Source organism: Brevibacterium sp. SIMBA_078 (assembly GCF_046534565.1).
In the GTDB taxonomy this organism is placed as follows: domain Bacteria; phylum Actinomycetota; class Actinomycetes; order Actinomycetales; family Brevibacteriaceae; genus Brevibacterium.
This window is the reverse complement of the sequence record NZ_JAWRYQ010000004.1, coordinates 203,548-226,003: the sequence shown is the minus strand read 5'-3', so window position 1 is coordinate 226,003 and position 22,456 is coordinate 203,548. Positions and strand designations below refer to the sequence as shown.

19 protein-coding genes are annotated in these 22,456 nt (G+C 65.4%); 8 read left to right on the top strand and 11 right to left on the bottom strand.

Features of this window, described 5'->3' with window-relative positions:
• Positions 1–34: 34 nt before the first annotated feature.
• Positions 35–550 (bottom strand): acetolactate synthase small subunit, encoded by a 516-nt coding sequence (gene ilvN / locus SB749_RS15875; RefSeq protein WP_025779412.1) that lies wholly within the window; start codon positions 548–550, stop codon positions 35–37.
• Positions 547–2,481 carry an acetolactate synthase large subunit gene (locus SB749_RS15870; RefSeq protein WP_410711158.1) on the bottom strand — a complete coding sequence of 645 codons (1,935 nt, stop codon included), beginning with the start codon at positions 2,479–2,481 and terminating at the stop codon, positions 547–549. The genes ilvN and SB749_RS15870 overlap by 4 nt, the downstream gene beginning before the upstream one ends.
• A gap of 371 nt (positions 2,482–2,852) precedes the next feature.
• Here SB749_RS15870 and SB749_RS15865 point away from each other — a divergent pair, with 371 nt between their 5' ends.
• Together SB749_RS15865 and SB749_RS15860 are read left to right on the top strand one after the other, a co-directional pair.
• Entirely contained in the window at positions 2,853–4,643 is a 1,791-nt protein-coding gene (locus tag SB749_RS15865; protein ID WP_410711157.1) for an ABC transporter ATP-binding protein, read from the top strand.
• A complete protein-coding gene (locus SB749_RS15860; protein WP_410711156.1) occupies positions 4,640–6,460 on the top strand; it encodes an ABC transporter ATP-binding protein in 1,821 nt (606 codons plus the stop codon). The genes SB749_RS15865 and SB749_RS15860 overlap by 4 nt, the downstream gene beginning before the upstream one ends.
• A 2-nt stretch (positions 6,461–6,462) precedes the next feature.
• Here the strand turns inward: SB749_RS15860 and SB749_RS15855 are convergent, their stop codons facing one another.
• Complete coding sequence (locus SB749_RS15855; RefSeq protein WP_410711155.1) at positions 6,463–7,077, bottom strand: protein-L-isoaspartate O-methyltransferase family protein; 615 nt, start codon at positions 7,075–7,077, stop codon at positions 6,463–6,465.
• 90 nt (positions 7,078–7,167) lie between these two features.
• Between SB749_RS15855 and SB749_RS15850 the strand changes: the two genes are divergently transcribed.
• Entirely contained in the window at positions 7,168–7,686 is a 519-nt protein-coding gene (locus SB749_RS15850; protein WP_410711154.1) for an adenine phosphoribosyltransferase, read from the top strand.
• 25 nt (positions 7,687–7,711) lie between these two features.
• On the opposite strand, the gene SB749_RS15845 is transcribed toward SB749_RS15850, so the two are convergent.
• Complete coding sequence (locus SB749_RS15845; protein ID WP_410711153.1) at positions 7,712–8,164, bottom strand: PTS glucose transporter subunit IIA; 453 nt, start codon at positions 8,162–8,164, stop codon at positions 7,712–7,714.
• Positions 8,165–8,287: 123 nt separating this feature from the next.
• Positions 8,288–8,620, bottom strand: coding sequence for a glucose PTS transporter subunit EIIB (locus SB749_RS15840; protein ID WP_410711152.1), 333 nt, complete (start codon positions 8,618–8,620; stop codon positions 8,288–8,290).
• A gap of 17 nt (positions 8,621–8,637) precedes the next feature.
• On the opposite strand from SB749_RS15840, the gene SB749_RS15835 reads away from it, so the two are divergent.
• Entirely contained in the window at positions 8,638–10,008 is a 1,371-nt protein-coding gene (locus tag SB749_RS15835) for a PTS transporter subunit EIIC (RefSeq protein ID WP_172171185.1), read from the top strand.
• Between the two features lie 146 nt (positions 10,009–10,154).
• A complete protein-coding gene (locus SB749_RS15830) occupies positions 10,155–10,976 on the top strand; it encodes an aldo/keto reductase (protein WP_410711151.1) in 822 nt (273 codons plus the stop codon).
• A 169-nt stretch (positions 10,977–11,145) separates the two neighbouring features.
• On the opposite strand, the gene mdlC is transcribed toward SB749_RS15830, so the two are convergent.
• Together mdlC and SB749_RS15820 are read right to left on the bottom strand one after the other, a co-directional pair.
• Positions 11,146–12,774: a benzoylformate decarboxylase gene (mdlC, locus tag SB749_RS15825; RefSeq protein ID WP_410711150.1), complete on the bottom strand. Its 1,629-nt coding sequence runs from the start codon at positions 12,772–12,774 to the stop codon at positions 11,146–11,148.
• A gap of 87 nt (positions 12,775–12,861) precedes the next feature.
• Positions 12,862–14,373: an aldehyde dehydrogenase family protein gene (locus SB749_RS15820; protein ID WP_410711149.1), complete on the bottom strand. Its 1,512-nt coding sequence runs from the start codon at positions 14,371–14,373 to the stop codon at positions 12,862–12,864.
• A gap of 158 nt (positions 14,374–14,531) precedes the next feature.
• Here SB749_RS15820 and SB749_RS15815 point away from each other — a divergent pair, with 158 nt between their 5' ends.
• The 3 genes from SB749_RS15815 (at position 14,532) to SB749_RS15805 (ending at position 17,934) form a co-directional block, all read left to right on the top strand.
• Complete coding sequence (locus SB749_RS15815) at positions 14,532–15,425, top strand: LysR family transcriptional regulator (RefSeq protein WP_410711148.1); 894 nt, start codon at positions 14,532–14,534, stop codon at positions 15,423–15,425.
• 163 nt (positions 15,426–15,588) lie between these two features.
• A complete protein-coding gene (locus tag SB749_RS15810) occupies positions 15,589–16,917 on the top strand; it encodes an MFS transporter (protein ID WP_410711147.1) in 1,329 nt (442 codons plus the stop codon).
• 39 nt (positions 16,918–16,956) lie between these two features.
• Positions 16,957–17,934, top strand: a complete 978-nt coding sequence (locus SB749_RS15805) for a lactate/malate family dehydrogenase (RefSeq protein WP_410711146.1) — start codon at positions 16,957–16,959, stop codon at positions 17,932–17,934.
• 42 nt (positions 17,935–17,976) lie between these two features.
• Here SB749_RS15805 and SB749_RS15800 read toward each other — a convergent pair whose 3' ends face one another.
• From SB749_RS15800 to SB749_RS15785, 4 genes are all read right to left on the bottom strand, one after another.
• Positions 17,977–18,918 (bottom strand): D-2-hydroxyacid dehydrogenase family protein, encoded by a 942-nt coding sequence (locus SB749_RS15800; protein ID WP_410711145.1) that lies wholly within the window; start codon positions 18,916–18,918, stop codon positions 17,977–17,979.
• Between the two features lie 158 nt (positions 18,919–19,076).
• Complete coding sequence (ilvD, locus tag SB749_RS15795) at positions 19,077–20,789, bottom strand: dihydroxy-acid dehydratase (protein WP_410711144.1); 1,713 nt, start codon at positions 20,787–20,789, stop codon at positions 19,077–19,079.
• A 166-nt stretch (positions 20,790–20,955) separates the two neighbouring features.
• Complete coding sequence (locus SB749_RS15790; RefSeq protein ID WP_410711143.1) at positions 20,956–21,900, bottom strand: 2-hydroxyacid dehydrogenase; 945 nt, start codon at positions 21,898–21,900, stop codon at positions 20,956–20,958.
• 90 nt (positions 21,901–21,990) lie between these two features.
• The gene (locus SB749_RS15785; protein ID WP_410711142.1) at positions 21,991–22,455 is read right to left on the bottom strand and encodes a MarR family winged helix-turn-helix transcriptional regulator; all 465 of its coding nucleotides are present in this window, start codon (positions 22,453–22,455) and stop codon (positions 21,991–21,993) included.
• Position 22,456: the final 1 nt, after the last annotated feature.

Here is a 22,456-nt window from a genome sequence, read left to right as displayed (position 1 = left end):
AGATGAGCGGGGTTCCACAAGTTGGAACGCAAAATCAGCTGCGCAGTGCACGGTCGGTGATCGACTTCGCCCCGCGGCCGATGGCCACGGTTCCCGACTGCACGATCTCCTTGATCCCGAAGGGTTCGAGGACCTCGCGCAGGGCTTCGACCTTGCCGAGTTCACCGGTGGCCTCGATGCTCACGGAGTCGGGTCCGACGTCGACGATCTTCGCCCGGAACATCTCCACCGCCGAGGCGACCTGGGGGCGCGTGGCCGCATTCGCCTTGACCTTGTAGATGATGTGCGCACGGCGCACCGAGGACTCGGGTTCGAGTTCGACGATCTTGATGACGTTGACGAGCTTGTTCAGCTGCTTCGTCACCTGCTCCAGCGGAACGTCGTTGACGTCGACGACGACGGTGATCCGCGAGAGCTCCTCATGCTCGGTCACACCGACGGCAAGGCTGTGGATGTTGAAGCCGCGGCGGGCGATGAGTCCGGTGAACCGGGTGAGCACGCCGGGTTTGTTCTCGACCAGGACAGAAAGAGTGTGTCGGCTGTTGTTCATTCCAGGCCTCCTTCGATCTGAGCCACGGAACGCACCGTGCCGTCTTCGTTCGCTCCGGCCTCGGCGATGGCGGCCTCGGCCTCCTCTTCGCCCTCTCCGTCGAACTCGGGACGGATGCCGCGGGCGTACTCGATCTCATCGTTCGACACGCCTGCCGCGACCATCGGCCACACCATCGCATCCGGTGGGACCGTGAAATCGAGGACGACCGGTCGGTCATTGATCGACAGCGCCTTCTCGATTGCGGCGTCGACATCCTCGTTGCGGTCCACGCGGATCGCCTCACAGCCGTAGGCTTCGGCCAGTTTGGCGAAGTCGGGGATGCGGATCGTCTCGTGACCGGTGTTGAGGTCGGTGTTCGAGTAGCGGCCGTCGTAGAACAGGGTCTGCCACTGACGGACCATGCCCAGCGACGAGTTGTTGATGATCGCGACCTTGATCGGAATGTTGTTGAGCGCGCAGGTGGCCAGTTCCTGATTCGTCATCTGGAAGCAGCCGTCACCGTCGATCGCCCACACCACACGGTCGGGCTGGCTGACCTTCGCACCCATGGCCGCGGGCACGGAGTAGCCCATGGTGCCGAGTCCGCCGGAGTTCAGCCAGGACTTGGGGCGTTCGAATTCGATGAACTGAGCCGCCCACATCTGGTGCTGTCCCACTCCTGCCGCATAGACCGCCTCGGGGCCGGTGAGCGCGGAGATCCGCGAGATGACGTACTGCGGATCGCACAGTTCGCCGTGCGTCTCATAGCCGAGCGGGTAGGTCTGCTTGAGACGGTTGAGGAAGCGCCACCACGGTTCGCGCTGGCGCTCCAGAGCCTTGGGGAACTTGCTGCGCATCTCTGCGAGCATCTCGGCGAGCACTTCGCGGGCATCCCCGACGATGGCGACATCGACCTCTCGGTTCTTGCCGATCTCGGCCGGGTCGATATCGGCGTGGATGACCTGGGCGTTCGGAGCGAACGAGTCCAGCTTTCCGGTCACGCGGTCGTCGAAGCGAGCACCGATGGCGATGAGCAGATCGGCCTTCTGGAAGGCGGTGACGGCAGGTACGCTGCCGTGCATTCCGGGCATGCCCAGGTGCAGCTGATGTGAGTCGGGGAAGGCTCCGCGCGCCATCAGCGTGGTGACCACGGGGATGTTCGTGGCCTCTGCCAGACGCAGCAGCTCCTTCTCGGCCTCCGAGCGGATGACTCCGCCGCCGATGTAGAACACCGGGCGCTGAGCCTCGGACATCAGGCGTGCTGCCTCGCGGATCTGCTTGGCGTGCGGCTTGAGGATCGGGCGGTAGCCGGGAAGCACCGGCTCTTCCGGCCAGACGAATGGCGCCGTACCGGTCTGCGCATCCTTGGTGATGTCGACGAGCACGGGGCCGGGACGGCCGGTGGTCGCGATGTGGTGAGCGTTGACGAGTGCCGCCGGAATGTCCTCGGCACGGGTGACGAGGAAGCTGTGCTTGGTCACCGGCATCGTCATGCCGACGATATCGGCTTCCTGGAAGGCGTCGGTGCCGAGCAGCGACGAGGCCTGCTGACCGGTGATCGCGAGCATCGGCACGGAGTCCATGTGCGCATCGGCCAGGGCCGTGATGAGGTTCGTCGCACCCGGTCCCGAGGTGGCGATGCACACGCCGAGCTTGCCCGATGCGGCCGCATAGCCTTCGGCCGCGTGGCCGGCGCCCTGCTCATGGCGGACGAGGATGTGACGGATCTTCTCCGTCTCGAACAGCGGGTCGTAGGTGGGAAGGATGGTGCCGCCGGGAAGCCCGAATACCGTGTCGACCTCGAGCTTCTCGAGGCTGCGGACGATCGCCTGTGCGCCGGTGAGGACCTCAGGGCCGGTGTTGCGGCGAATGCTGGACGGTGTGGCTGTGACCGGTGCGGACGCGGGTTGAGTGCCCGTGTCCTTCGCGGTCGAGGGCTTGGCTGCCATCGATTCCTATCCTTCCTAGGTTTCCTTCTCATCTCCGCATTAAAAAAGCCCCTCCGGATTCGGTAGGGGCGCGCGGAACGTGTCGTCTCGACAGGCTACGGAAGATCCGCACGCTGGGTAATAACGACGACAAGAAGGTGAGTCATGCCTCAATAGTTCCCCGCAGCACTTGGGGGTGTCAAACCTCGCAATCGTTCGTCCCGACATTCGAGATCGACCATGGCTGCCAGGCGAGACTCGCCGAGGCGGCTCGGTGCCCCCTTCCCCCACCGCCGTTCCGCACGACCTCGATATTCAGCGCACAGAGAAACGGGAAGTCCGTTTGCCGGATTCGTGGAATAGGTCACAGTCTGCGACTAAGCTGAATACTCGTGCGCCCCCTCCTCCGTTTCTGGCCTGATCTCCGCTCCCGCATCGGCGTGTACGTCCTCGTACTCGTCCTCACCCTCCTGGCCAACGGAATCCAGCTGATCGTCCCGGTGATCACTGGTTACATCGTCGACGGGCCCATCGCCCACCGAGATCTGTCCGCTCTGTGGCTGCCGGTCCTCGGGGTGCTGCTCATCGGCATCGCCGAGGCTGTCGGGATGTGGGCCAGGCGCATGGTCGTCGCTCCCGTCGTCTCCCATTGGGAGGTGACGTGGCGTTCGCGTCTGTTCGATCGTCTGCAGTACACCTCGGTGGCGATCCATGACTCCTGGGAGTCCGGCCAGCTTCTCTCGCGCGCGGTGAATGATCTGTCCCAGCTGCGTCGCTTCTTCGCGTTCGGGCTGCCGTTCCTCCTCTCCACACCGATCGTGCTCGCCGTCGGCACGGTGATGCTCGTGATCATGCAGCCGGTGTTCGGTCTGATCATGATCATCATGGCGGTGCCGGCGATCATCGCGGTCGCCGTCTTCGAGAAGCACTATCGGGAGACCTCCCGTCGGTCGCAGGACACCATGGGCGAACTGACCACCGACGTCGAGGAGTCGATCCAGGGCATCCGCATCCTCAAGTCCTTCGGCCGCTCCCCCTGGGCGGCCGAGCGCTTCTCCGAGATCTCGACCCGGCTGAAATCCTTGGAGATCCGCAAAGCGAAGCTCGACTCTTGGCTGTGGAGCGTGCTCCTGCTGCTGCCGACCCTTGCTCAGGCCGCGATCGTCGCCGTCGGCACCTGGGGTGTCATCGAGGGCTGGACGACGATCGGCACGGTCGTGGCGGCCGTGACGATCTCGATGGTGCTGCGGATGCCCATCGAGATGCTCGGCTTCCTGCTCGCCGATGCGCTCATGGCGCTGACCGCCGCAGGACGGTACTGGGAGGTCATCGACATCCGCCATGACATCACCGATACCGACGGCGGTGTCGACGATGCCCCCGAAGTCGGCCGCTACCGAGGGAAGCTGCGCTTCGACGATGTCGACTTCCATTTCGCTGATACCGACCGGCTGACCCTACAGGACCTCGATCTCACGATCGCCCCCGGCCAGACTCTCGCTCTCGTCGGGGCGACCGGCTCGGGGAAGACGACGCTGGCGTCTCTGGTGCCCAGGCTTCAGGACGTTTCTGCCGGCACCGTGAGTATCGACGGCATCGACATCCGGGACATGCCCGTCAACGAGCTGCGCCACCTCGTGTCCGTGTCCTTCGAAGACCCGATCCTATTCTCGACCTCGGTGGCCGAGAACGTCGAGATGGGTGCCCCGGGCGCGAGCGAGGACGAGATCTGGCAGGCCCTCGAGATCGCCGCGGCGAAGGACTTCGTCTCTCGTCTGCCCGATGGTCTGGACACTCAGGTCGGCGAGCAGGGTCTGTCGCTGTCCGGTGGTCAGCGGCAGCGCCTTGCCTTGGCACGAGCAGTCATCGGCAAGCCGCGCATCCTCGTGCTCGACGATCCGCTCTCGGCCGTCGACGTCGACACCGAAGACCGGGTGCAGCGGGCGCTGCGGGAGATCCTGCCGGATTCGACGACGCTCATCATCGCCCACCGTCCCTCCACAGCGGCTTTGGCCGATGTGGTGGCGGTGCTCGATGAGGGTCGGATCGCGGCACTCGGCACTCATGAGGAGCTGCTCGAGTCCTCGAAGCTCTACCGCGAACTCATGGGGGCGAGCGCGAAAGCCGAGGCGCACACTCATCCGGGGGCGGCCGCCTCGGCGCGGGAAGGAGGACGCTCATGAGCATGCCACGACTCGACAGCGACGACGAAGTCGAGCAGCTGCCACCGGATATTGCGAAGAAGGCGCGAGCCCTGCTGATGTCTCTGGTCAGACCGCATCTGGGGATGATCATCTTCCTCGCCGTCATCGTCGTGCTCACGGCGGCGCTGATGGTCATCGGCCCGGTGTTCATCGCCGATGCCCTCGATCAGGGTGTGCCCGCAGCCATCGACGGGGATACGGGGCCGCTGATTCGGGCGGTCACGTTCTTCGTGGTCTCCGCGGTCGCCTCGGCGATCCTGGCTTTCACCTCGACGAGACTCGTCGGGATCACTGCGCAGAAGATCCTCTTCACCCTGCGCGAGCGGGTCTTCACCCATGTGCAGCGTCTTGACCTGGGCTATCACGAGAAGTCGACCTCGGGTCGGCTCGTGTCCCGGCAGACTTCGGACATGGAATCGGTGCAGCAGTTCCTGTCGTATTCGCTCTTCGACACGGCGCTGGCGGTGCTGCAGATGCTTTTCATCGCCGTCACCCTCGTCGTCCTCGATGTGCCGCTGGCGATCGTCGTCTTCGCCGGTTTCGTGCCGCTGTTCTTCATTACGAAGGCCGCGCATTCGACTCAGCGCAGCGCCTACCGGCGCACGCGGACGTCGATCGCGAAGGTCATCGTCCACTTCGTCGAGACGATGGGCGGCATCCGTGCCGTGCAGGCGTACCGGCGTCAGCCCGAGCGGCGCGGGACGCTGAGCGATCAGGATGCCCGGTATCGGGATGCGAACACGGACGCCCTGCGCGGGGTGGCCTGGTTCGCCGGGTGGACGCGGTTGATCGGCAACGTCACGCAGACGGTGATCATCGTCATCGGTGCGTGGCTCGTCATCGAGGGGTGGACGCAGATCGGCGTGCTCGCCGCCTTCATCCTCTACCTGCGTCGTTTCTACGGTCCGCTTGATGAACTCGTGCAGGCGTTCAATCTCTACCAGTCCGCCTCAGCGGCGTTGGAGAAGATCGCGGCGGTGCTCGACACCGACCCCGAGGTGGTCGAGCCGACCCAGCCGCAGGCACTGCCTGCGCACGCGAACGGCAATGCGTCTGCCAACGGTCGTGCACTCGATCTCGACGAGGTCCGCTTCGCCTACGCCGACGGTCCCGATGTCCTCCCCCGCTTCGATCTCCACATCCCCGCGGGGCAGATCGTCGCGCTCGTCGGCGCCACGGGCGCGGGCAAGTCGACCCTGGTCAAGCTCGTCACCCGCTTCTATGATCCGAGCGTTGGTCGGATCACCCTCGACGAGGTGGATCTGCGTGATCTCGATGATGCGCAGCTGCGATCGTCGGTGGTCATGGTCACTCAGGAGTCGTTCCTCTTCGCCGGCACTATTGCCGACAACATCCGCATCGGCAATCCTGATGCCAGCGATGACGATGTCGTGGCGGCTGCGAGCGCCGTCGGCCTGGCTGCGTACATCCGCCGGTTGCCCGACGGCTATGCCACGGATGTGAAGAAGCGCGGCGGCCGGCTGAGTTCTGGCCAGCGTCAGCTCGTGTCCTTTGCCCGAGTGTTCCTCGCCGATCCGGACGTCGTCGTTCTCGACGAGGCGACCGCGCACCTCGACATCCCCTCCGAGCGACTGGTGCAGAACGCTCTGGCCACGGTGCTCGAGGGCAGGACAGCGATCATCATCGCTCACCGCCTGTCCACCGTCGAGATCGCCGACCGCGTGCTCGTCATGGAATCCGGTCGGATCATCGAGGACGGCACACCCGACGAACTCATCTCCGGCACCGGGAAGTTCGCGCAGCTGCACCAGGCCTGGCGCGACTCCCTCGTGTGAGGTCACTCGCTGATCAGCGGCACGAACCGGTATCGGCCGTGATGAGTGATCGTCAGCCCGTCGGAGCCAGGGCCGTCACGGACGACGCGGAGCATCTCCCCCGCTACGGGAATGACCATCGTGGCACCGACGGCCAGCTGATCGACGAGCTGGTCGGGTAGTGATTCTGCCCCTGCGGAGACGAGGATCCGGTCGAACGGTGCCTCAGCCGGGAGACCGAGGGCACCCGGAACGGCTTCGTGGATGGCCACCTCGGCGAAGGTCTCCCGGTCTGCGGAATCGGCGATGACGGCCCCGATGGCCGACCGCGAGGATTCGACGAGCTCGGGATGCCGTTCGACACCGAGCACCCGCCCGGTCGGCCCGATGAGGACGGCGAGCAGCATCGAGGTCCACCCGGACCCTGATCCGAGGTCGAGGACTGTGTCGCCCGGCTGCGGATCAAGCAGGCGAAGCATGTCCGCGACGGTGCTCGGCTGCGAATTCGTCTGTCCGTGCCCGATCGGCAACGGAACGTTGTCAGAGGAATTCTGACGTTCCGCCACCGGCAGGAACGGTTCGCGCGGAACCCGGGCGAACGCCTCGGCGATTCGATCGCGCGTCGCATCCGATGTCATTGCTCCTCCGATCCACGACGGTCTTCGGTACGTTCCCATTGTGCCGATCCGCGCCGAGGGCACAATGGCGCCACCGAGTATCGTTGTGCCGTGACTCAATCTGATCTCAGCCGCGCCCAGAGCCTCATCACCTCGATTCCCGACTATCCCGAACCGGGAGTGGTCTTCCGCGACATCTCCCCGCTGCTCGCCGATGGTCCGGCGATGCGGGCCGTCACCGAGGCGCTCATCGAACCTTTCGCAGGTCAGTTCGATATCGTCGGCGGGCTCGAGGCCCGTGGCTTCCTCTTCGCCGGTGCCATCTCAGCGATGACGGGAGTCGGAATCCTGCCGATCCGCAAGGCCGGAAAGCTCCCCCGCCCGGCGGCTGCCGTGTCGTACACGCTCGAATACGGCACCGCCACGATCGAAGGTCCCGATGTCCTGAAGAAGGGCGAGCGCGTCCTCCTCATCGATGACATCCTCGCCACCGGCGGGACACTCACAGCGGCCCAGTCCCTGGTCACCGATCTCGGCGCCGAAGTCATCGGCTCAGCCGTCGTCCTTGAGCTCACCGCGCTCGGCGGACGCGAGCACACGGGCGAGGTTCATACCCTCTTCGCGGAGTGAGGCGCCTCAGCCGATTCGGACACCCTCAGCTGATTCGAATGAGGGCGTCGCCGGCAGAGATCGGTCCCGCCTCGGCGAGGGTCAGGTTCTCCGCGTCGGCTTCGAGGACGACGACCGGAACGACCACGGACTTCTCCGCCTCCCGTGCGGCTGCCAAGTCCCAGACGACGATCTCTTCGCCGGCCTCGATCTGCTGCCCGGCCTCGGCACGGAGCGTGAAACCCTCTCCCTTCAGGTGAACGGTGTCGATGCCCAGGTGGACGAGCACGCCCTGATCGGGCCGGTGGGAGATGACGAAGGCGTGGGGCTTGAGGCTCGCCAGCTTTCCCGAGACAGGAGCCGTGACCGTCAGGGTCGTGGCCTCGCCGGGGTCGATGGCCGCGCCGGGGCCGACGAGCGCTTTTGCGAAGACGGGGTCGGGAACCTCCGTCAATGGGATCACCGTGCCGGTGATGGGTGCAGCGATCGTGACTGCCATAGTCAGCAGGCCGCCTTTCTCCAAAATCAGTTGTACTTCGCCTAGACTGACCTCAGACTACAGACAAGGATCACTGTCGACCAGCAGATGCTCACCGGCGAGCAGAGGAGACGAAGACGTGACTCAGCCCATTAGGTCTTCGATGTCATCGACGAGGTTGTCGGCCTCCGGACCGACGACGACCTGGACCGCGCTCCCCTGCACCACCACGCCGAAGGCACCGGCTGCCGTGAGCGCCTGTTCGTTGACGAGAGAGTCATCGTCGACCTCGACGCGCAGGCGAGTGATGCACGCTTCGATGTCGTCGATGTTGTCGGCACCGCCCAGTCCGGCGAGGATCTGCGCTGCTTTGTCCATGTCTGTCACCTTCATCTCCGGCGTCCACGCGCCGGCGTCGATTTCACGTTCTGCGATCTGCGTCACAAGTCTACGGCGATTCGTGCCCAACTGCCCCATTTCCGAGGAGGAACCCGATGACCACCGCATCCGCTGAGGCACCGAAGAAACGCAGGAAGGCGATACCGGGATTCGCCCAGCTCCAACGCGTCGGCCGCTCGCTCATGCTCCCGATCGCCGTGCTGCCGGCCGCGGCCCTGCTGATGCGCTTCGGCCAGCCTGACATGCTCGGTGCCGATGGGCTCGGCCAATTCGCGGACTGGCTGTTGCCGGTGGCGACGGTCTTCGCGGCCGCCGGTTCGGCTCTGTTCGACAACCTGCCGCTGATCTTCGCCGTCGGTGTGGCCATCGGCTTCGCGAAGAAGGCCGACGGCTCCACGGCATTGGCCGCCGTCGTCGGCTATATGGTCCTCACCGGAGTCTTCACCGCCATGGCTCCGGGCTTCGGCTCGGACAACGGCGAGGGCGAGAACGTCATCAACTTCGGAGTGCTCGGCGGAATCGTCGTCGGCATCATCACCGCCCTGCTCTATCAGCGCTATCACCGGATCAAGCTGCCCACCTACCTGGGCTTCTTCGGCGGTCGCCGTTTCGTTCCGATCGTCACTGCGGTTGCGTCGATGGTCATCGCCGTGATCATGGCGCTCATCTACCCCGTCTTCGACGCCCTCATCAACAAGGGCGTGGGCGGCTTCCTCATGGAGCACGGAGCCAACCCGGGCACAGGGTTCGTCTTCGGCACGATCAACCGACTCCTCATCCCCTTCGGACTGCACCATCTGCTGAACAACCTGCCCTGGTTCCAGCTGGGTTCGTGCACAACCTCCTCGGGGGACACCGCGCACGGCGACATCACCTGCTTCTTCTCCGGTGTGGACGGCACGGCCGACTGGACAGGGTCGTTCATGACCGGCTTCTTCCCGATCATGATGTTCGCGCTGCCGGCCGCAGCCCTGGCGATCTACCGCACCGCCCATCCGAAGCGTCGCAAGGTCGTCGGCGGCATCATGCTCTCGGTGGCGCTGACCGCGTTCATCACCGGAATCACGGAACCGCTCGAATACGCCTTCGCCTATGTCGCATTCCCGCTCTACGCGGTCCACGCCGTACTCACCGGCACATCATTGGCGTTGGTGAATGCGCTCGGCATCAAATCCGGATTCGGCTTCTCGGCCGGGGCGCTGGACTATCTGCTCAACCTCGGACGAGCGTCGGAACTGTCCGGCGGCATCGGGCCGGTCCTGCTTCTGCTGGTCATCGGCCTGGCCTATGCCGTCATCTACTACTTCCTCTTCCGGTGGGCGATCATCAAGTTCAATCTGCACACCCCCGGCCGCGAGGACGAGACCGACACCGGCACCGGTGCTCCTTCGGTCTTCGACGAAGCCCAGATCGCCGCCGAAGAGTCCACGGGCAAGAAGCGCGCACAGGACGAGGGCAGAAGCTGACCGACCAAAGCTGACCGTCCATGGAATGCTCCGGGGCCCGGTGACGTTATACGCTCGGTTCGGTGCCCTCACCGGGTGCCGAACCGGCGGACCCGATCAGCCTCGGATCCGTCCTGACCAGTGCATACGTGACGAAAGGCGGCACCATGACGGTTCCCACACTCACTCTCAACGACGGCAAGACGATCCCGCAGCTGGGATTCGGCGTCTTCAAGGTCGACCCCGACGAGACCGAACGCATCGTCACCGACGCCCTCGAAGTCGGCTACCGCCACATCGACACCGCTGCCGTCTACGGCAATGAGGAAGGCGTGGGCCGGGCCATCGCGAAGTCCGGGATCGCCCGCGACGAACTCTTCGTGACGACCAAGCTGTGGAACGACCGCCACGGTGCGGAAGAATCCAAGCGGGCCCTCGGAGAATCCCTGGAGAAGCTCGGGCTCGACCACGTCGACCTCTACCTCATCCATTGGCCGACCCCGGCGAACAAGAACGCCGTCGAGACCTGGGAGGCCTTCCCCAGCTACCGCGATCAGGGCCTGACCACCTCGATCGGCGTCTCGAACTTCGACCACCGCTTCCTGCCGGAGATCCTCGACACGGGCATCATCCCGGCCGTCGACCAGATCGAGGTCCACCCGCAGTTCCAGCAGGTCGAGACCCGTCCGCTGCTGGCCGAGCACGACATCAAGATCGAAGCCTGGGGTCCGCTGGGCCAGGGCAAGGTCGACTACGCGAACACCGTCATCGGTGAGATCGCCGCCGCCCATGAGAAGTCCTGGGCTCAGGCAATCATCCGCTGGCACCTGCAGAAGGGCCACGTCGTCTTCCCGAAGTCGAACAACCGCGACCGCATGGAACAGAACTTCGACGTCTTCGACTTCGAGCTCACCGACGCCGAGGTGGCAGCCATCGACGCGCTCGAAAACGGCGGCCGCGTCTCGGCCGATCCCGCCGAGGTGAACTGACCCGGTCAGGTTCGGGCAATGCGAAAGCCGCCGAGGCGACTCGCCCCGACCAACGGTCGTGACCGAGGTGGCCGGTTGAGCAGTCAGGTCGAACAATGACGAAGCCGCCGGAGAGTCGGAACTCTCCGGCGGCTTCGTCGTTCTCAGGCAGCGGCCCGCACCGTGGCGCTCACTCCGCCGGTTGACCGTCGACACCGAGGACGACGGCGTCGATGAGCACCGGTCCGTCGGCCTGCAGGGCCTCGCGGTAGGCGGTCTCGAATTCCTCTCGGGTCGTGGTCCGGCTGGCCGGGACTCCGTAGCCCTGCGCCAACGACCCGAAGTTGATCGCGCCCAGGGTCAGCCCCGGGGTGTCAGGGACACCCATCCGTTCGGCGAATCCGGAGAGCGCACCGTAGCCGGAGTTGTTGACGATGATGAAGATCGTCTTCGTGCCCAACTGGGCAGCCGTGTACAGAGCCGTGAGCCCGTAGTTCGCGGAACCGTCACCGACGGTGGCGACAATGGTCTTCTCCGGGTCACCGATCGCCAAACCCAGCGCGACCGGCAGCCCGAAGCCGAGCCCTCCCGAGGCCGGGAAGTGGTACGTGCCCGGCCTGTCGATGACGATCCGCTCGAGGTAGTCGAGGTCGAGGGTGGTCGTCTCATTGACGTACACGACGCTGTCGTCGACATGATCGTTGAGCACGGCGAGCACCTCGGTGCCGGTCATTCCCTGCTCTGACCGCGGCGGGGAGGTGACGATTCGAGACCCACGGTCGCCTCGGCGAGTTCCTCGATCCGTCGTCGCTGCAGCGAGGTCGGCGAGCGCGGTCGCGACGTCCGCGACGACGGCGCGGCCGAACGGTGCCCGTGTCGCCTCACGCGGGTCCTGGGTGATCTGGATGACCTCGGTGCCCGGCTCCAGATAGTTCGCCGGCTCCCAGCGGTGGTACCGGAACGTGGCGGCTCCCATGACGAGCACGACGTCGTGGCCGGAGAGCCGGTCGCGCACCGATCGGATGCCCGGAACCAGGACGCCTTCGAAGTTCGGATGGGTGGTCGGGAACGGGCACCGCGTTGGTGAGGGTGCGACGTAGACGGAGGCGTTCAGGCGTTCGGCCAGCACCATTGCGTCCTCATAGACCGTCGGATCAGCCACTGCGGCGGCATCGACCTGCGGGCCGAGGACGAGGGCAGGGTTCTGTGCCCCGTCGAGGACGTCCGTGAGTTCGCGGCGCAGCGACTCCGGCATGGTTCCTGCCGTCGTCACCGAACGCTTCGCCAACAGTGCGTCGTCGGGTAGTGCCGGTTCGTCCCAGTCATCGAGCGGAACGGACACATAGACGGGACCACTCGGCTGGGTAGTTGCCTCGAGTGCCGCCTGCGACAGCGTGCGCGGCACGTCGGTGGCCGCCAGCGGCTCGTGCGAGTATTTCACCAGCGGAGCGGGCAGCGTCGAGGCCTCGACGCTGGCCAGCATCGTCTCCTGACCGACGGTGCGGCGCACCTGCTGACCTGCGAGGACAACTAGCGGAACGTGGCCGTAGTGGGCGTTCGTCAAGGCACCCATGCCGTTGCCCGACCCCGAGGCGGCGTGCAGATTCACCAGCGCCGGCCCTCCCGTGGCCCGTGCGTATCCTTCGGCCATGCCGACGACGACCTGCTCATGCAGACCGAGGACGAACCGGAAATCGTCGCCCAGTCCAGCGAGGAACGGCAGTTCGTTCGAGCCCGGATTTCCGAAGATCGTCGTCATCCCGTGGGCACGGAAGACCTCCAGACTCGCGTCGAGGACTGTCTTCTCTCCGTCTGCCATGTCACTGCTGCTTTCGTTCGTGTCGGGTGTGCTCAGTTCGGGGAGGCGTCGGTGCGGTCTCGCACCGACGCCTCCCAGTGCATGTGGTCAGAAGGGCACGGGGCCCATCGACGAGCGGACGCCGATCCAATGCAGCGTGGTGAAGTCCTCGATCGCCTGCTCGCCGTTGAAGCGGCCGATGCCCGAGTTCTTCTCACCGCCGAACATGACATGCGGCTCGTCGTTGACCGTCGAGTCGTTCACGTGCGTCATTCCCGCCCGCACACCGCGGGCGAAGCGCACACCGCGCTCGACGTCGCGAGTGAAGACGGCGGACGACAGCCCGAATTCAGTGTCATTGGCGATGCGCAGAGCGTGTGCCTCGTCGTCGGCCTTGATGATTCCGACGGCGGGACCGAAGATTTCATTGCGGGCGATGTCCATGTCCATGGTCACATCGGCGAACACGTGCGGGCCGATGAGTCGTCCGTCGATCTGGCCGCCGACGACCTCCCGTGCACCTTGGTCCTTGGCCGACTGAATGAGGTTGGTGACCTCTTCGGCCTGGGAATCGTTGATGATCGGGCCGACGAGGATACTCTCATCGGTGGTGTTGCCGGCGTTGAGGTGTGCCGCCCGCGCGGCGAAGCGCTCGACGAAGTCATCGTAGATCGACGCGTCGACGACGATGCGGTTGACCGCCATGCAGATCTGGCCCTGGTTGAGGAACTTGCCCATGAGGGCGCCGTCGACGGCACCGTCGATGTCTGCGTCATCGAGGACGACGAACGGAGCGTTGCCGCCGAGTTCGAGCGCCACGTGTTTGAGATGCCCCTGAGCCGCGAGTGCTCCGACGCGCTGACCGACCGGGGTCGACCCGGTGAAGGAGATCATCGAGGGAACCGGGTGTTCGACGAAGTGATCGCCGATGATGGCGCCCGAGCCGGGGACGACTGACAGCAGTCCGGCGGGCAGCCCGGCCTCTTCGAACACCTCGGCCAGGATGAGCCCACCCGAGATCGGGGTGTCGGAGGCCGGTTTTACGACGACTGCGTTGCCGAGTGCCAGAGCCGGGGAGACTGTGCGGATGGACAGATGCAGCGGGAAGTTCCACGGCGAAATCACCCCGATGACTCCGCGCGCCTGGCGGTAGACGCGGTTCTCCTTGCCGGGGAACGACGAGGGGTGGAGGGTGCCGTGAGCCCGCGTTGGGAACGTCGCGGCTTCGCGGGTGATGCCGATGGCCGAGGAGATCTCGATGTCGGCCTTGAGCGCCGAGGCTCCGGCTTCGATGCGCAGCAGAGCGGCGATCTCGTCTCGGCGCCGTTCGAGGACGTCGGCGGCGCGGGAGATCACGGCAGCGCGTTCGGAGGCCGGAAGGGCTTCCCACTCGACCTGAGCCTCCGCGGCCGCCTCATACGCTTCGTCGAGGTCGGCGGCGTCGGCACCGTTGAAGCTGCGCAGCTCCTGTCCGTCGAAGGCCGCAGTCACTCGGACCGGGCGGTCGGAGGATCCGTCGCGCCAGCGACCGCCGATGAAGGTTCCGCCCTGAAGGCGTTCGATGACCTCGGCGGCCGATGCTGAGGTGTCGGGTACGGACGTTGTGGTATCTATGGACATGGCGAACTCTCTGAAGCAGGTGTCGAAGACGACCAGTCCGTGGCGGGCTGGCCTCCGAGGCAGACGTGATGCAGCGGATGCTTCGAGACTATGCCGCCCTCCGGAATTCGGCCAATAGAATGTCCACATCCGCGTATAGACTGTGTTTATAATCCTGCATGGCCAGTATAGATCTGACACTTCTGCGGACGTTCAACGCGATCTTCGAGACACGGAATCTCACGAGAGCGGCCCACGAGCTCTGCGTCACCCAGCCATCGGTGAGCTACGCCCTCTCTCGGCTGAGGAAGCAGCTGGGCGATCGACTGTTCGTGCGCACTGCCAGCGGCGTCGAACCCACGGTGCGCGCCGAGGAGCTCTATATGGTCTTTGCCCGAGCGGTGTCCGAGATCGACGCAGCCGTCGATGACGATTTCGATCCATCAACGACAGAAAAGGCATTCCGGCTCTGCCTCTCCGACCTCGGCGAGCTCACCTTCCTCCCCGCCATCAGCGCACGCATGGCGTCCGAGGCCCCGCACGCCGCGCTGGAGATCGTGCCGATGCACATCAACGACGTCCGCGAATGGATGCGCCGTGGTCAGGTGGATGCCGCAGTCGCCAGCATCGATCTGCCCGGCCTGGAGAAGCGAGAGCTGATCGCCGGCGACCGGTATGTCTGCGCGATGCCCGGCGGCGCCGGAGGAACGGGTGAAGAAATGAGCCTGGAGGAGTTCACGAACGCACGACACGTCGTCGTCGACCAGGCCGCCGGACACGACCAAGTCGAAGCGGCCATCTCCGCGCATGGCATCGACCGCCGGGTCGTCCTGAGGGTTCCCCATTTCTCCGTGCTTCCCCAAGTTCTTCCGCTGGGCAACCTCGTCGCCATCATTCCGATGCATGTGGCACAGACCTTCGCCGCGGACTGGGATTTCGATATTCGGGAACTGCCTGTCTCCGTCCCGTCGTTCGACGTCTCTCTGTACTCACAGCCCGCGGACCTGCTGCTGCCGGCGACCCAATGGTTCATGGACCTCGTCGCCGAGACGGCGGCGACCGGAGCGGCATGACCGGTCCCACCCGCACCATTGATGCCTTCTATATCCATTAGCAAGAGAATCTAGTGGCCCTATGTGGTCATGGCTTCTAGAGTCGGTTGTCACGACCAGTGCACTGTCCTGCAAACGCAGCACCTGGTCAATGGTCGGTCTGCCGGATCAATGAGGAGCCCCTATGTCCACCACCCATGCACCACTCACAACCGAGGCGTCGACGAAGAGCCAGCAGCGCAAGGTCGCCGCCGGCACGCTCATCGGCACCACCATCGAGTGGTACGACTTCTTCATCTACGCCCAAGCCGCCGGACTGATCTTCGCGGATCTGTACTTCAAACCGCTGGGCGCCGAGAGTTCGGCGCTGGCCCAGATCGTCTCATGGGCGTCTTTGGGAATCAGCTTCCTCTTCCGCCCCCTCGGCGCCGCAGTCGCCGGACACCTCGGCGATCGCCTCGGCCGTAAGACGATGCTGGTGCTGTCGCTCATCCTCATGGGCGGGGCCACCGCTCTCATCGGACTGCTGCCGACCTATGCGACGTGGGGCGTCTGGGCTCCTTTGCTACTCGTCTTCCTCCGCGTGCTCCAGGGGTTCTCCGCTGGAGGCGAATGGGGCGGAGCAGCGCTCATGGCCGTCGAACACGCCCCGGCTCAACGTCGCGGATTCTTCGGCGCCTACCCCCAGATCGGCACTCCCCTGGGCATGGTTCTCGCAACCGCAGTCATGTTCGTCACCACCACAGTTCTCAGCCCCGAGGCGTTCCTGGCATGGGGGTGGCGCATTCCCTTCCTCCTGTCGGTCGTACTCGTCGCAGTCGGCTTCTTCATCCGCCGTTCGGTCGAGGAAAGCCCGATGTTCCGCAGAATGCAGGAGAGGAAGAACGATTCTCATGCTCCGATGACAGTGCTCCTGCGCCATCATCTGTGGCAGGTCATTCGAGCATCCCTGATCTTCGTCGCGAACAACGCCGCCGGCTACCTTCTCATCGCCTTCTTCGTCTCCTACGGCACGAAGCATCTGGGCATGGAACAAGCACCGCTCCTGCTCATCAGCACCGTCGCCGCAGTCTTCTGGCTGGCCTTCACGATGACCGGCGGCATCGTTTCCGACCGCATCGGTCGTGTCCGCACCTACCAGATCGGCTACGCCGTGCTCCTTCTCTGGTCGGTGCCGATGTGCCTGCTCATCGAGACCCGCAGCCTGCTGTGGTTCGCTGTGGCGCTGATTTTGCTCAGCCTCGCTCTCGGCCTGTCGTTCGGCCCGCAGGCAGCGCTCTTCGCGGAGATGTTCCCCACGAGCATCCGCTACTCGGGAGTCTCTCTCGGATACGCGATCGGTGCGGTCGTCGGCGGCGCCTTCGCTCCGATGATCGCCGAGATGCTCGTGGCCGAAACCGGCAGCTCCGTCGCCATTGGCGCCTACATCACGGCGCTGTGTCTGATTTCGCTCATCGTCGTCTCCACCGTCAGGGAGCCTCGCGGCATCGACCTCGACAAGGCAGGCGCCTGAAACGGCCCACCACCTCAACCGGTTATGAAAGGAAAAGTGATGACCACACACGCAACCGCCGACGCAGAGACCTCGACGTGGCCGAGGACGGTCACCGTCATCGGAGCCGCCGGCCTCATCGGTGCCGGCGTAGTCGAAGGGCTGGCGCTCTCCGACGCCGCGGACACCATCTGCCTCACCGATCTCCGTGAGAATGTCCTGCAGGCACACGCCATTGATATCTCCGAGGCGCAGATCCTCGCGGGCACCGACCGAGCCCGGCTGGCGGTCGGAGAGGAGACCGCGCCCGACGAGGTCGATCTCGTCATCGTGGCGGCCTCTGCCCCAGAGACCCCCGACGGGGACCGGAGAGACTTCCTCCGTGACAATCTCCAGCTGCTGCGCAAGATCACCCCGAGCATTGAACGGCTGGCGGGCGCGGAGGGCATCGTCATGCTCCTGTCGAACCCCGTCGACATCCTCTGCGAGGCATTGCGGCGGACCTCCTCGGTGACGCCTGACCGGATCGTCGGGTACAGCGTCAACGACAGCATCCGGCTCCGGGCCGCCATCGGAAGGGTCTTGGGCGTGTCGGGGGCGCGCGTCGGAGGGCTAGTCCTCGGGGAGCACGGTGATGGTCAGGTGCCCCTGTGGGACAACATCACGGTCGACGGCGCCCCGTACGAACTCGATGCCGAGCAGCGTCGCCTGGTTCAGGAGGACATCCTCGGCTGGTTCGCTCGCTGGTCGGCGCTCAAGCCGGGGCGCAGCAGCGGGTGGACGACGCCACGCGGAGTCGTCGCCGATATCGGCAGCATGTCGGCGGGGACGCCCCACCCTGCGTGCGTCTGGACCGGAGGGATCGAATCGGTCGCCGACAGCTTCATCACCCTGCCGACGGTGATGGAGCACGGTCGGATCAGACCCGCCGATGATGCCCTTGCCGTCTCGAGCGAGGTCCGCCAGGGGCTGGAGAAGGCAGCCGAGTCGGTCGCCGTCGCGGCAGCGGATGCTCTGGCTGATCTCCCGACTGCGTGAGCATCGCGAACCAGGGATCCTTCGGGTTCGCCTGCCCACGACTCAGCCGATCACGCGGATCGGCTCTCCCGAAATCCAGGCGGCGATGTCCTCGACAGCCTGCGTGAAGAAGATTCGGTAGGTATCTTCGGTGACGTAGCCCAGATGCGGTGTGAGCACGGTGCGCGGTGTGCTGCGCAGTCGATGTTCGACCGGCAGCGGTTCTTCGTCGTGGACGTCGAGTCCCGCGCCGCGGATCCCGCCGGCTTCCAGCACCGTGATGAGTGCATCGGTGTCGACGAGTCCCGCGCGGGAGGTGTTGACGAGGATGCTGCCTGGCTTCATCGCCTCGAGTTCCGTAGCTCCGACGAGTCCTCGGCTGCGTTCGCTCAGCTTGTAGTGGATCGTCACCACGTCGGCGGTGGAGAACAGTTCGTCCTTGCTCACGGCGCGCGCGCCCAGGCCCTGTGCGCGCTCGGCGTCGAGGTTCTGGCTCCACGCCACGACCTCCATGCCGAACGCCGCACCGACCCGTGCGACCTTCGTTCCCAGTCGTCCCAGACCGACCACGCCGAGGCGGTGCCCATCGAGGTCTCCCCCGACGGTCGACTGCCAGCCCCCGCCTCGGACAGCGGCGTCCTCGGCCGGGATGCTGCGCAGGACGGAGAGGATGAGTCCCCAGGTCAGCTCGGGTGTCGCCGAGGTGGTCGACTCGGTTCCGCAGACCACGATCCCCTTCGCACGCGCCGCCTCCACGTCGATGGAGGCGTTGACCCGTCCCGTGGTCACGAGCAGACGCAAGTCCGGCAGCCGTTCCAGCCGACCGGCGGTGAAGGCGGTTCGCTCCCGTATCGCCACAACCACCTCGGCGCCGGAGAGGACCTGCACCAGGTCATCGTCGTCGACGATGGGACGATCGATGAACTCGACCTCGGCATCGAGACCGCTCCAGTCCGCGAACTTGCCTGCCACCTGCTGATAGTCATCAAGAACGACGATGCGCATTGTGTTCCTCTCCTGAAGTCGTGTGACCTACATCCTAGAGCCGATCGCCGAGGCGGTGCAGACGTGATGTCTGCACCGCCTCGGCGATGGTGGAACCGGCCCGTATCGCTGAGTGTCACCCGAGGGTGAGCGGAATCAGCAACGGACCTTGAGGTGGATCAGAAGCAGACCGCGCCCTTCGACGCCGACTGCACGAGCTTTGCGTACTTGCCGAGCACACCGGTGAGACGGTGGTTCTCGGGCAGCGTCCAGGACTTGCGACGCTCGGCCAGCACCTCTTCGTCGACGTGGAGTTCGATCGAACGAGCCGCGATGTCGACGGTGATCTTATCCCCGTCCTCGACGAGCGCGATCGGACCGCCGTCGACTGCCTCGGGGGCGATGTGGCCGATGCACAGACCGGTCGAACCGCCGGAGAAGCGACCGTCGGTGAGCAGCAGGACGTCCTTGCCGATGCCCGCGCCCTTGATGGCGCCGGTGATCGCGAGCATCTCGCGCATTCCGGGTCCGCCCTTGGGTCCTTCGTAGCGGATGACGACGACGTCGCCCTTCTTCAGTTCTCCGTTGAGCACGGCGTCCATGGCCGGCTGCTCCTGGTCGAAGACGCGAGCGGTGCCTTCGAAGACATCGGCGTCGAAGCCCGCAGACTTCACGACCGCGCCTTCGGGAGCCAGCGATCCCTGCAGCACGGTGAGACCGCCGGTGGCGTGGATCGGGTTGTTGAGCGCGCGCAGGATCTTCCCGTCCGGGTCCGGCGGGTTGATCGACTCGAGGTTCTCGGCCACGGTCTTGCCGGTCACGGTCAGGCAGTCGCCGTTGAGCAGACCGGCGTCGAGGAGGGCCTTCATGATCACGGGTACGCCGCCGATCTTGAAGACGTCGTTCATCACGTACTGGCCGAAGGGCTTGACGTTGCCCAGGTGCGGAACCTTGTCGCCGATGCGGTTGAAGTCATCGAGATCGAGCTCCACTCCGGCCTCGTGGGCGATGGCCAGCAGGTGGAGGACCGCGTTCGTCGAACCGCCGAAGGCCATGACCACAGCGATCGCGTTGTGCAGCGATTCGCGGGTGATGATGTCCTTCGTGGTGATGCCCTGGCGCAGCATGTTAACGACTGCCTCACCCGACTTGCGGGCGAACATCGTGCGGTTGCGGTGGATGGCCGGCGGTGCGGCCGAACCCGGCAGCGACATACCCATGGCCTCGGCGGCCGAAGCCATCGTGTTCGCGGTGTACATTCCGCCGCAGGCACCCTCACCGGGGCAGACGGCGCGCTCGATGGCGTCGACGTCCTTCTGGGACATGGTGCCCGCACGGCAGGCACCGACGGCTTCGAAGGCGTCGATGAGGGTGACTTCCCTCTCCGAGCCGTCCTCCATCTTCGCGGTTCCGGGCATGATCGAACCGTTGTAGAGGAAGACGCTCGAGAGCCCGAGGCGGGCGGAGGCCATGAGCATTCCGGGGATCGACTTGTCGCAGCCGGCCATGAGCACGGAGCCGTCGAGTCGCTCGGCGCTCATCACGGTCTCCACGGAGTCGGTGATGACCTCACGGGAGACCAGCGAGTAGTGCATTCCCTCGTGGCCCATCGAGATCCCGTCCGAGACGGAGATGGTGCCGAATTCCAGGGGGAAGCCACCGGCCTCGTGGACGCCTTCCTTGGCGGCCGAACCGAGACGCTGCAGCGACATGTTGCAGGGGGTGATCTCATTCCACGAGGTCGCGATCGCGACCTGCGGCTTCACCCAGTCATCGTCGCCCATGCCGACGGCGCGCAGCATGCCGCGTGCGGCGGTGGCCTCGAGGCCGTCCGTGACATCGCGAGAACGGGGTTTGATGTCGGGAGTGGTGTTGTCTGTATCGATGCTCATGCAGGCATGCTACGCCCGATTTCAGCATCCGCACGCCGGACTCTCGCATGGTGGAACCTCTTCTGGGAACCATGCGAGAGTCCGCCTGCGAGGCGGTGGTCCGGCCCTGCTTAGATCAGATTTGCGTGACCTATTGCCAGCGCCTAGGGCCCCCGCTCACGGCGTCTCAGGCCTTGATGAGATTGACCGGCTGCTCGCCGTCGTTGATCCGCCTGACCTGCTCGGCGAGGATCTTCACGACCCGTGGTTCGAACGCCGAGGTGTCGCCTCCGACATGGGGTGTGATGAAAGTGTTCGGGGTGCCCCACAGCGCGTGGTTGCGCGGCAGCGGCTCCGGGTCAGTGACGTCGAGAGCGGCATGGAGCCGACCCGTGGCGAGCTCCGCCACAAGCGCGTCCGTGTCGACGACCTTGCCGCGCGCGACATTGACGATGAGCGCATTGTCGGGAAGCAGGCTGAGGAACTTCTCATCGACGAGGCGGTTCGTGCCCTCGTTGAGCGGGGTGATGAGCACGACCACCTCGGTGTGGGGCAGAAGCTCCGGCAGCTCATCGACGCCGTGGATCTTCCCGCGCTCGTCCTCACGTGCGGTCGAGGCGACTCGGGTGAGCTGGACTTCGAAGGGGTCGAAGCGATCGGCGATGGCCGAGCCGATCTCGCCGACGCCGATGATCATCACCCGCCGGTCCTGCAGCGAGCGGTGGCGCTGGTGCTCCCATACCCGCGAGACCTGCGAGCGCACGGCGTCGTCGATTCCGCGCAGACTGGCCAGGGTCAGCGCCAGGGCGAGCTCGGCGGTGCCTCCGGTGTGCACGCCGGAGGCGGTCGCCACCTGGATTCCGCGTTCGGGCAGGTGGGCGACGGGGTCGAATCCGGTCGTCTGCGTGATGACGAGGCGCAGGTTCGGCAGCTCGTCGAGCAGCTCGATCGTCGGCCCGGAATCCATGTACGGCAGGACGACGACGTCGACATCGTCCCGGCTGAGCTTGGCCGACCGTTCGGCATCGGAGAAGACGACGAGGTCGACGTTCGCACGCTGGTGAGCGGGGATCCGAGCGATCACTCGGTTGCGGAGCTCGGAGTTCGGGAAGGCGATTGTGGTGATGGACATGCCCTCATTGTGGCACGCGCCCCTGCCCGGTGCCGAGGGCTTCGTCACTCTGAGATGACGGGCCTCGCCACTCAGGCAGCGCTCGCCACATCACTCGGGCAGTGCTTTCCCGATCCGCGTGAACACGGCCTCGAGCACCTCGAGTTCGGCATCGCTGACATGGTCGAAGAAGATCTCGTCGACGTAGCTCTTGTGCTGGGACCCGGCGGACAGGAATGCCCGCGCCCCCGCCTCGGTCAGCGCCACATTGTGGGCACGCCCGTCATCGCGACACTGGGTCTTCGTCACCAGCCCCGCGTCGACGAGGACCTTGATCCGATAGTTCAGCCGCGACGGCGAGAAGACGAGCTTCTTCGCCAGGGCGCTCATCGTCAGCGTCCGCTCTGGGGCTTCCCACAGCAGGAGCAGAGTGTTGTAGTCGCTGACGTCGAGCCCCGCGTCGTCCTTGAGCTGGACTTCGAGGGCCTGACGGAGGCGCTGCGAAGTCTCGAAATAGGTCCGCCACGCATTCTGCGCCAGCGTCTCCCTTCCGAGCCCGAATCTGATCTCCGTCATT

Excerpts from the sequence above, each read along its gene's own strand:
- ilvN (WP_025779412.1), bottom strand. The coding sequence starts at position 550 with ATGAACAACAGCCGACACACTCTTTCTGTCCTGGTCGAGAACAAACCC.
- SB749_RS15870 (WP_410711158.1), bottom strand. The coding sequence starts at position 2,481 with ATGGCAGCCAAGCCCTCGACCGCGAAGGACACGGGCACTCAACCCGCG.
- SB749_RS15860 (WP_410711156.1), top strand. The coding sequence starts at position 4,640 with ATGAGCATGCCACGACTCGACAGCGACGACGAAGTCGAGCAGCTGCCA.
- SB749_RS15855 (WP_410711155.1), bottom strand. The coding sequence starts at position 7,077 with ATGACATCGGATGCGACGCGCGATCGAATCGCCGAGGCGTTCGCCCGG.
- SB749_RS15845 (WP_410711153.1), bottom strand. The coding sequence starts at position 8,164 with ATGGCAGTCACGATCGCTGCACCCATCACCGGCACGGTGATCCCATTG.
- SB749_RS15840 (WP_410711152.1), bottom strand. The coding sequence starts at position 8,620 with ATGGGGCAGTTGGGCACGAATCGCCGTAGACTTGTGACGCAGATCGCA.
- SB749_RS15835 (WP_172171185.1), top strand. The coding sequence starts at position 8,638 with ATGACCACCGCATCCGCTGAGGCACCGAAGAAACGCAGGAAGGCGATA.
- SB749_RS15830 (WP_410711151.1), top strand. The coding sequence starts at position 10,155 with ATGACGGTTCCCACACTCACTCTCAACGACGGCAAGACGATCCCGCAG.
- mdlC (WP_410711150.1), bottom strand. The coding sequence starts at position 12,774 with ATGGCAGACGGAGAGAAGACAGTCCTCGACGCGAGTCTGGAGGTCTTC.
- SB749_RS15820 (WP_410711149.1), bottom strand. The coding sequence starts at position 14,373 with ATGTCCATAGATACCACAACGTCCGTACCCGACACCTCAGCATCGGCC.
- SB749_RS15815 (WP_410711148.1), top strand. The coding sequence starts at position 14,532 with ATGGCCAGTATAGATCTGACACTTCTGCGGACGTTCAACGCGATCTTC.
- SB749_RS15810 (WP_410711147.1), top strand. The coding sequence starts at position 15,589 with ATGTCCACCACCCATGCACCACTCACAACCGAGGCGTCGACGAAGAGC.
- SB749_RS15805 (WP_410711146.1), top strand. The coding sequence starts at position 16,957 with ATGACCACACACGCAACCGCCGACGCAGAGACCTCGACGTGGCCGAGG.
- SB749_RS15800 (WP_410711145.1), bottom strand. The coding sequence starts at position 18,918 with ATGCGCATCGTCGTTCTTGATGACTATCAGCAGGTGGCAGGCAAGTTC.
- ilvD (WP_410711144.1), bottom strand. The coding sequence starts at position 20,789 with ATGAGCATCGATACAGACAACACCACTCCCGACATCAAACCCCGTTCT.
- SB749_RS15790 (WP_410711143.1), bottom strand. The coding sequence starts at position 21,900 with ATGTCCATCACCACAATCGCCTTCCCGAACTCCGAGCTCCGCAACCGA.
- SB749_RS15785 (WP_410711142.1), bottom strand. The coding sequence starts at position 22,455 with ATGACGGAGATCAGATTCGGGCTCGGAAGGGAGACGCTGGCGCAGAAT.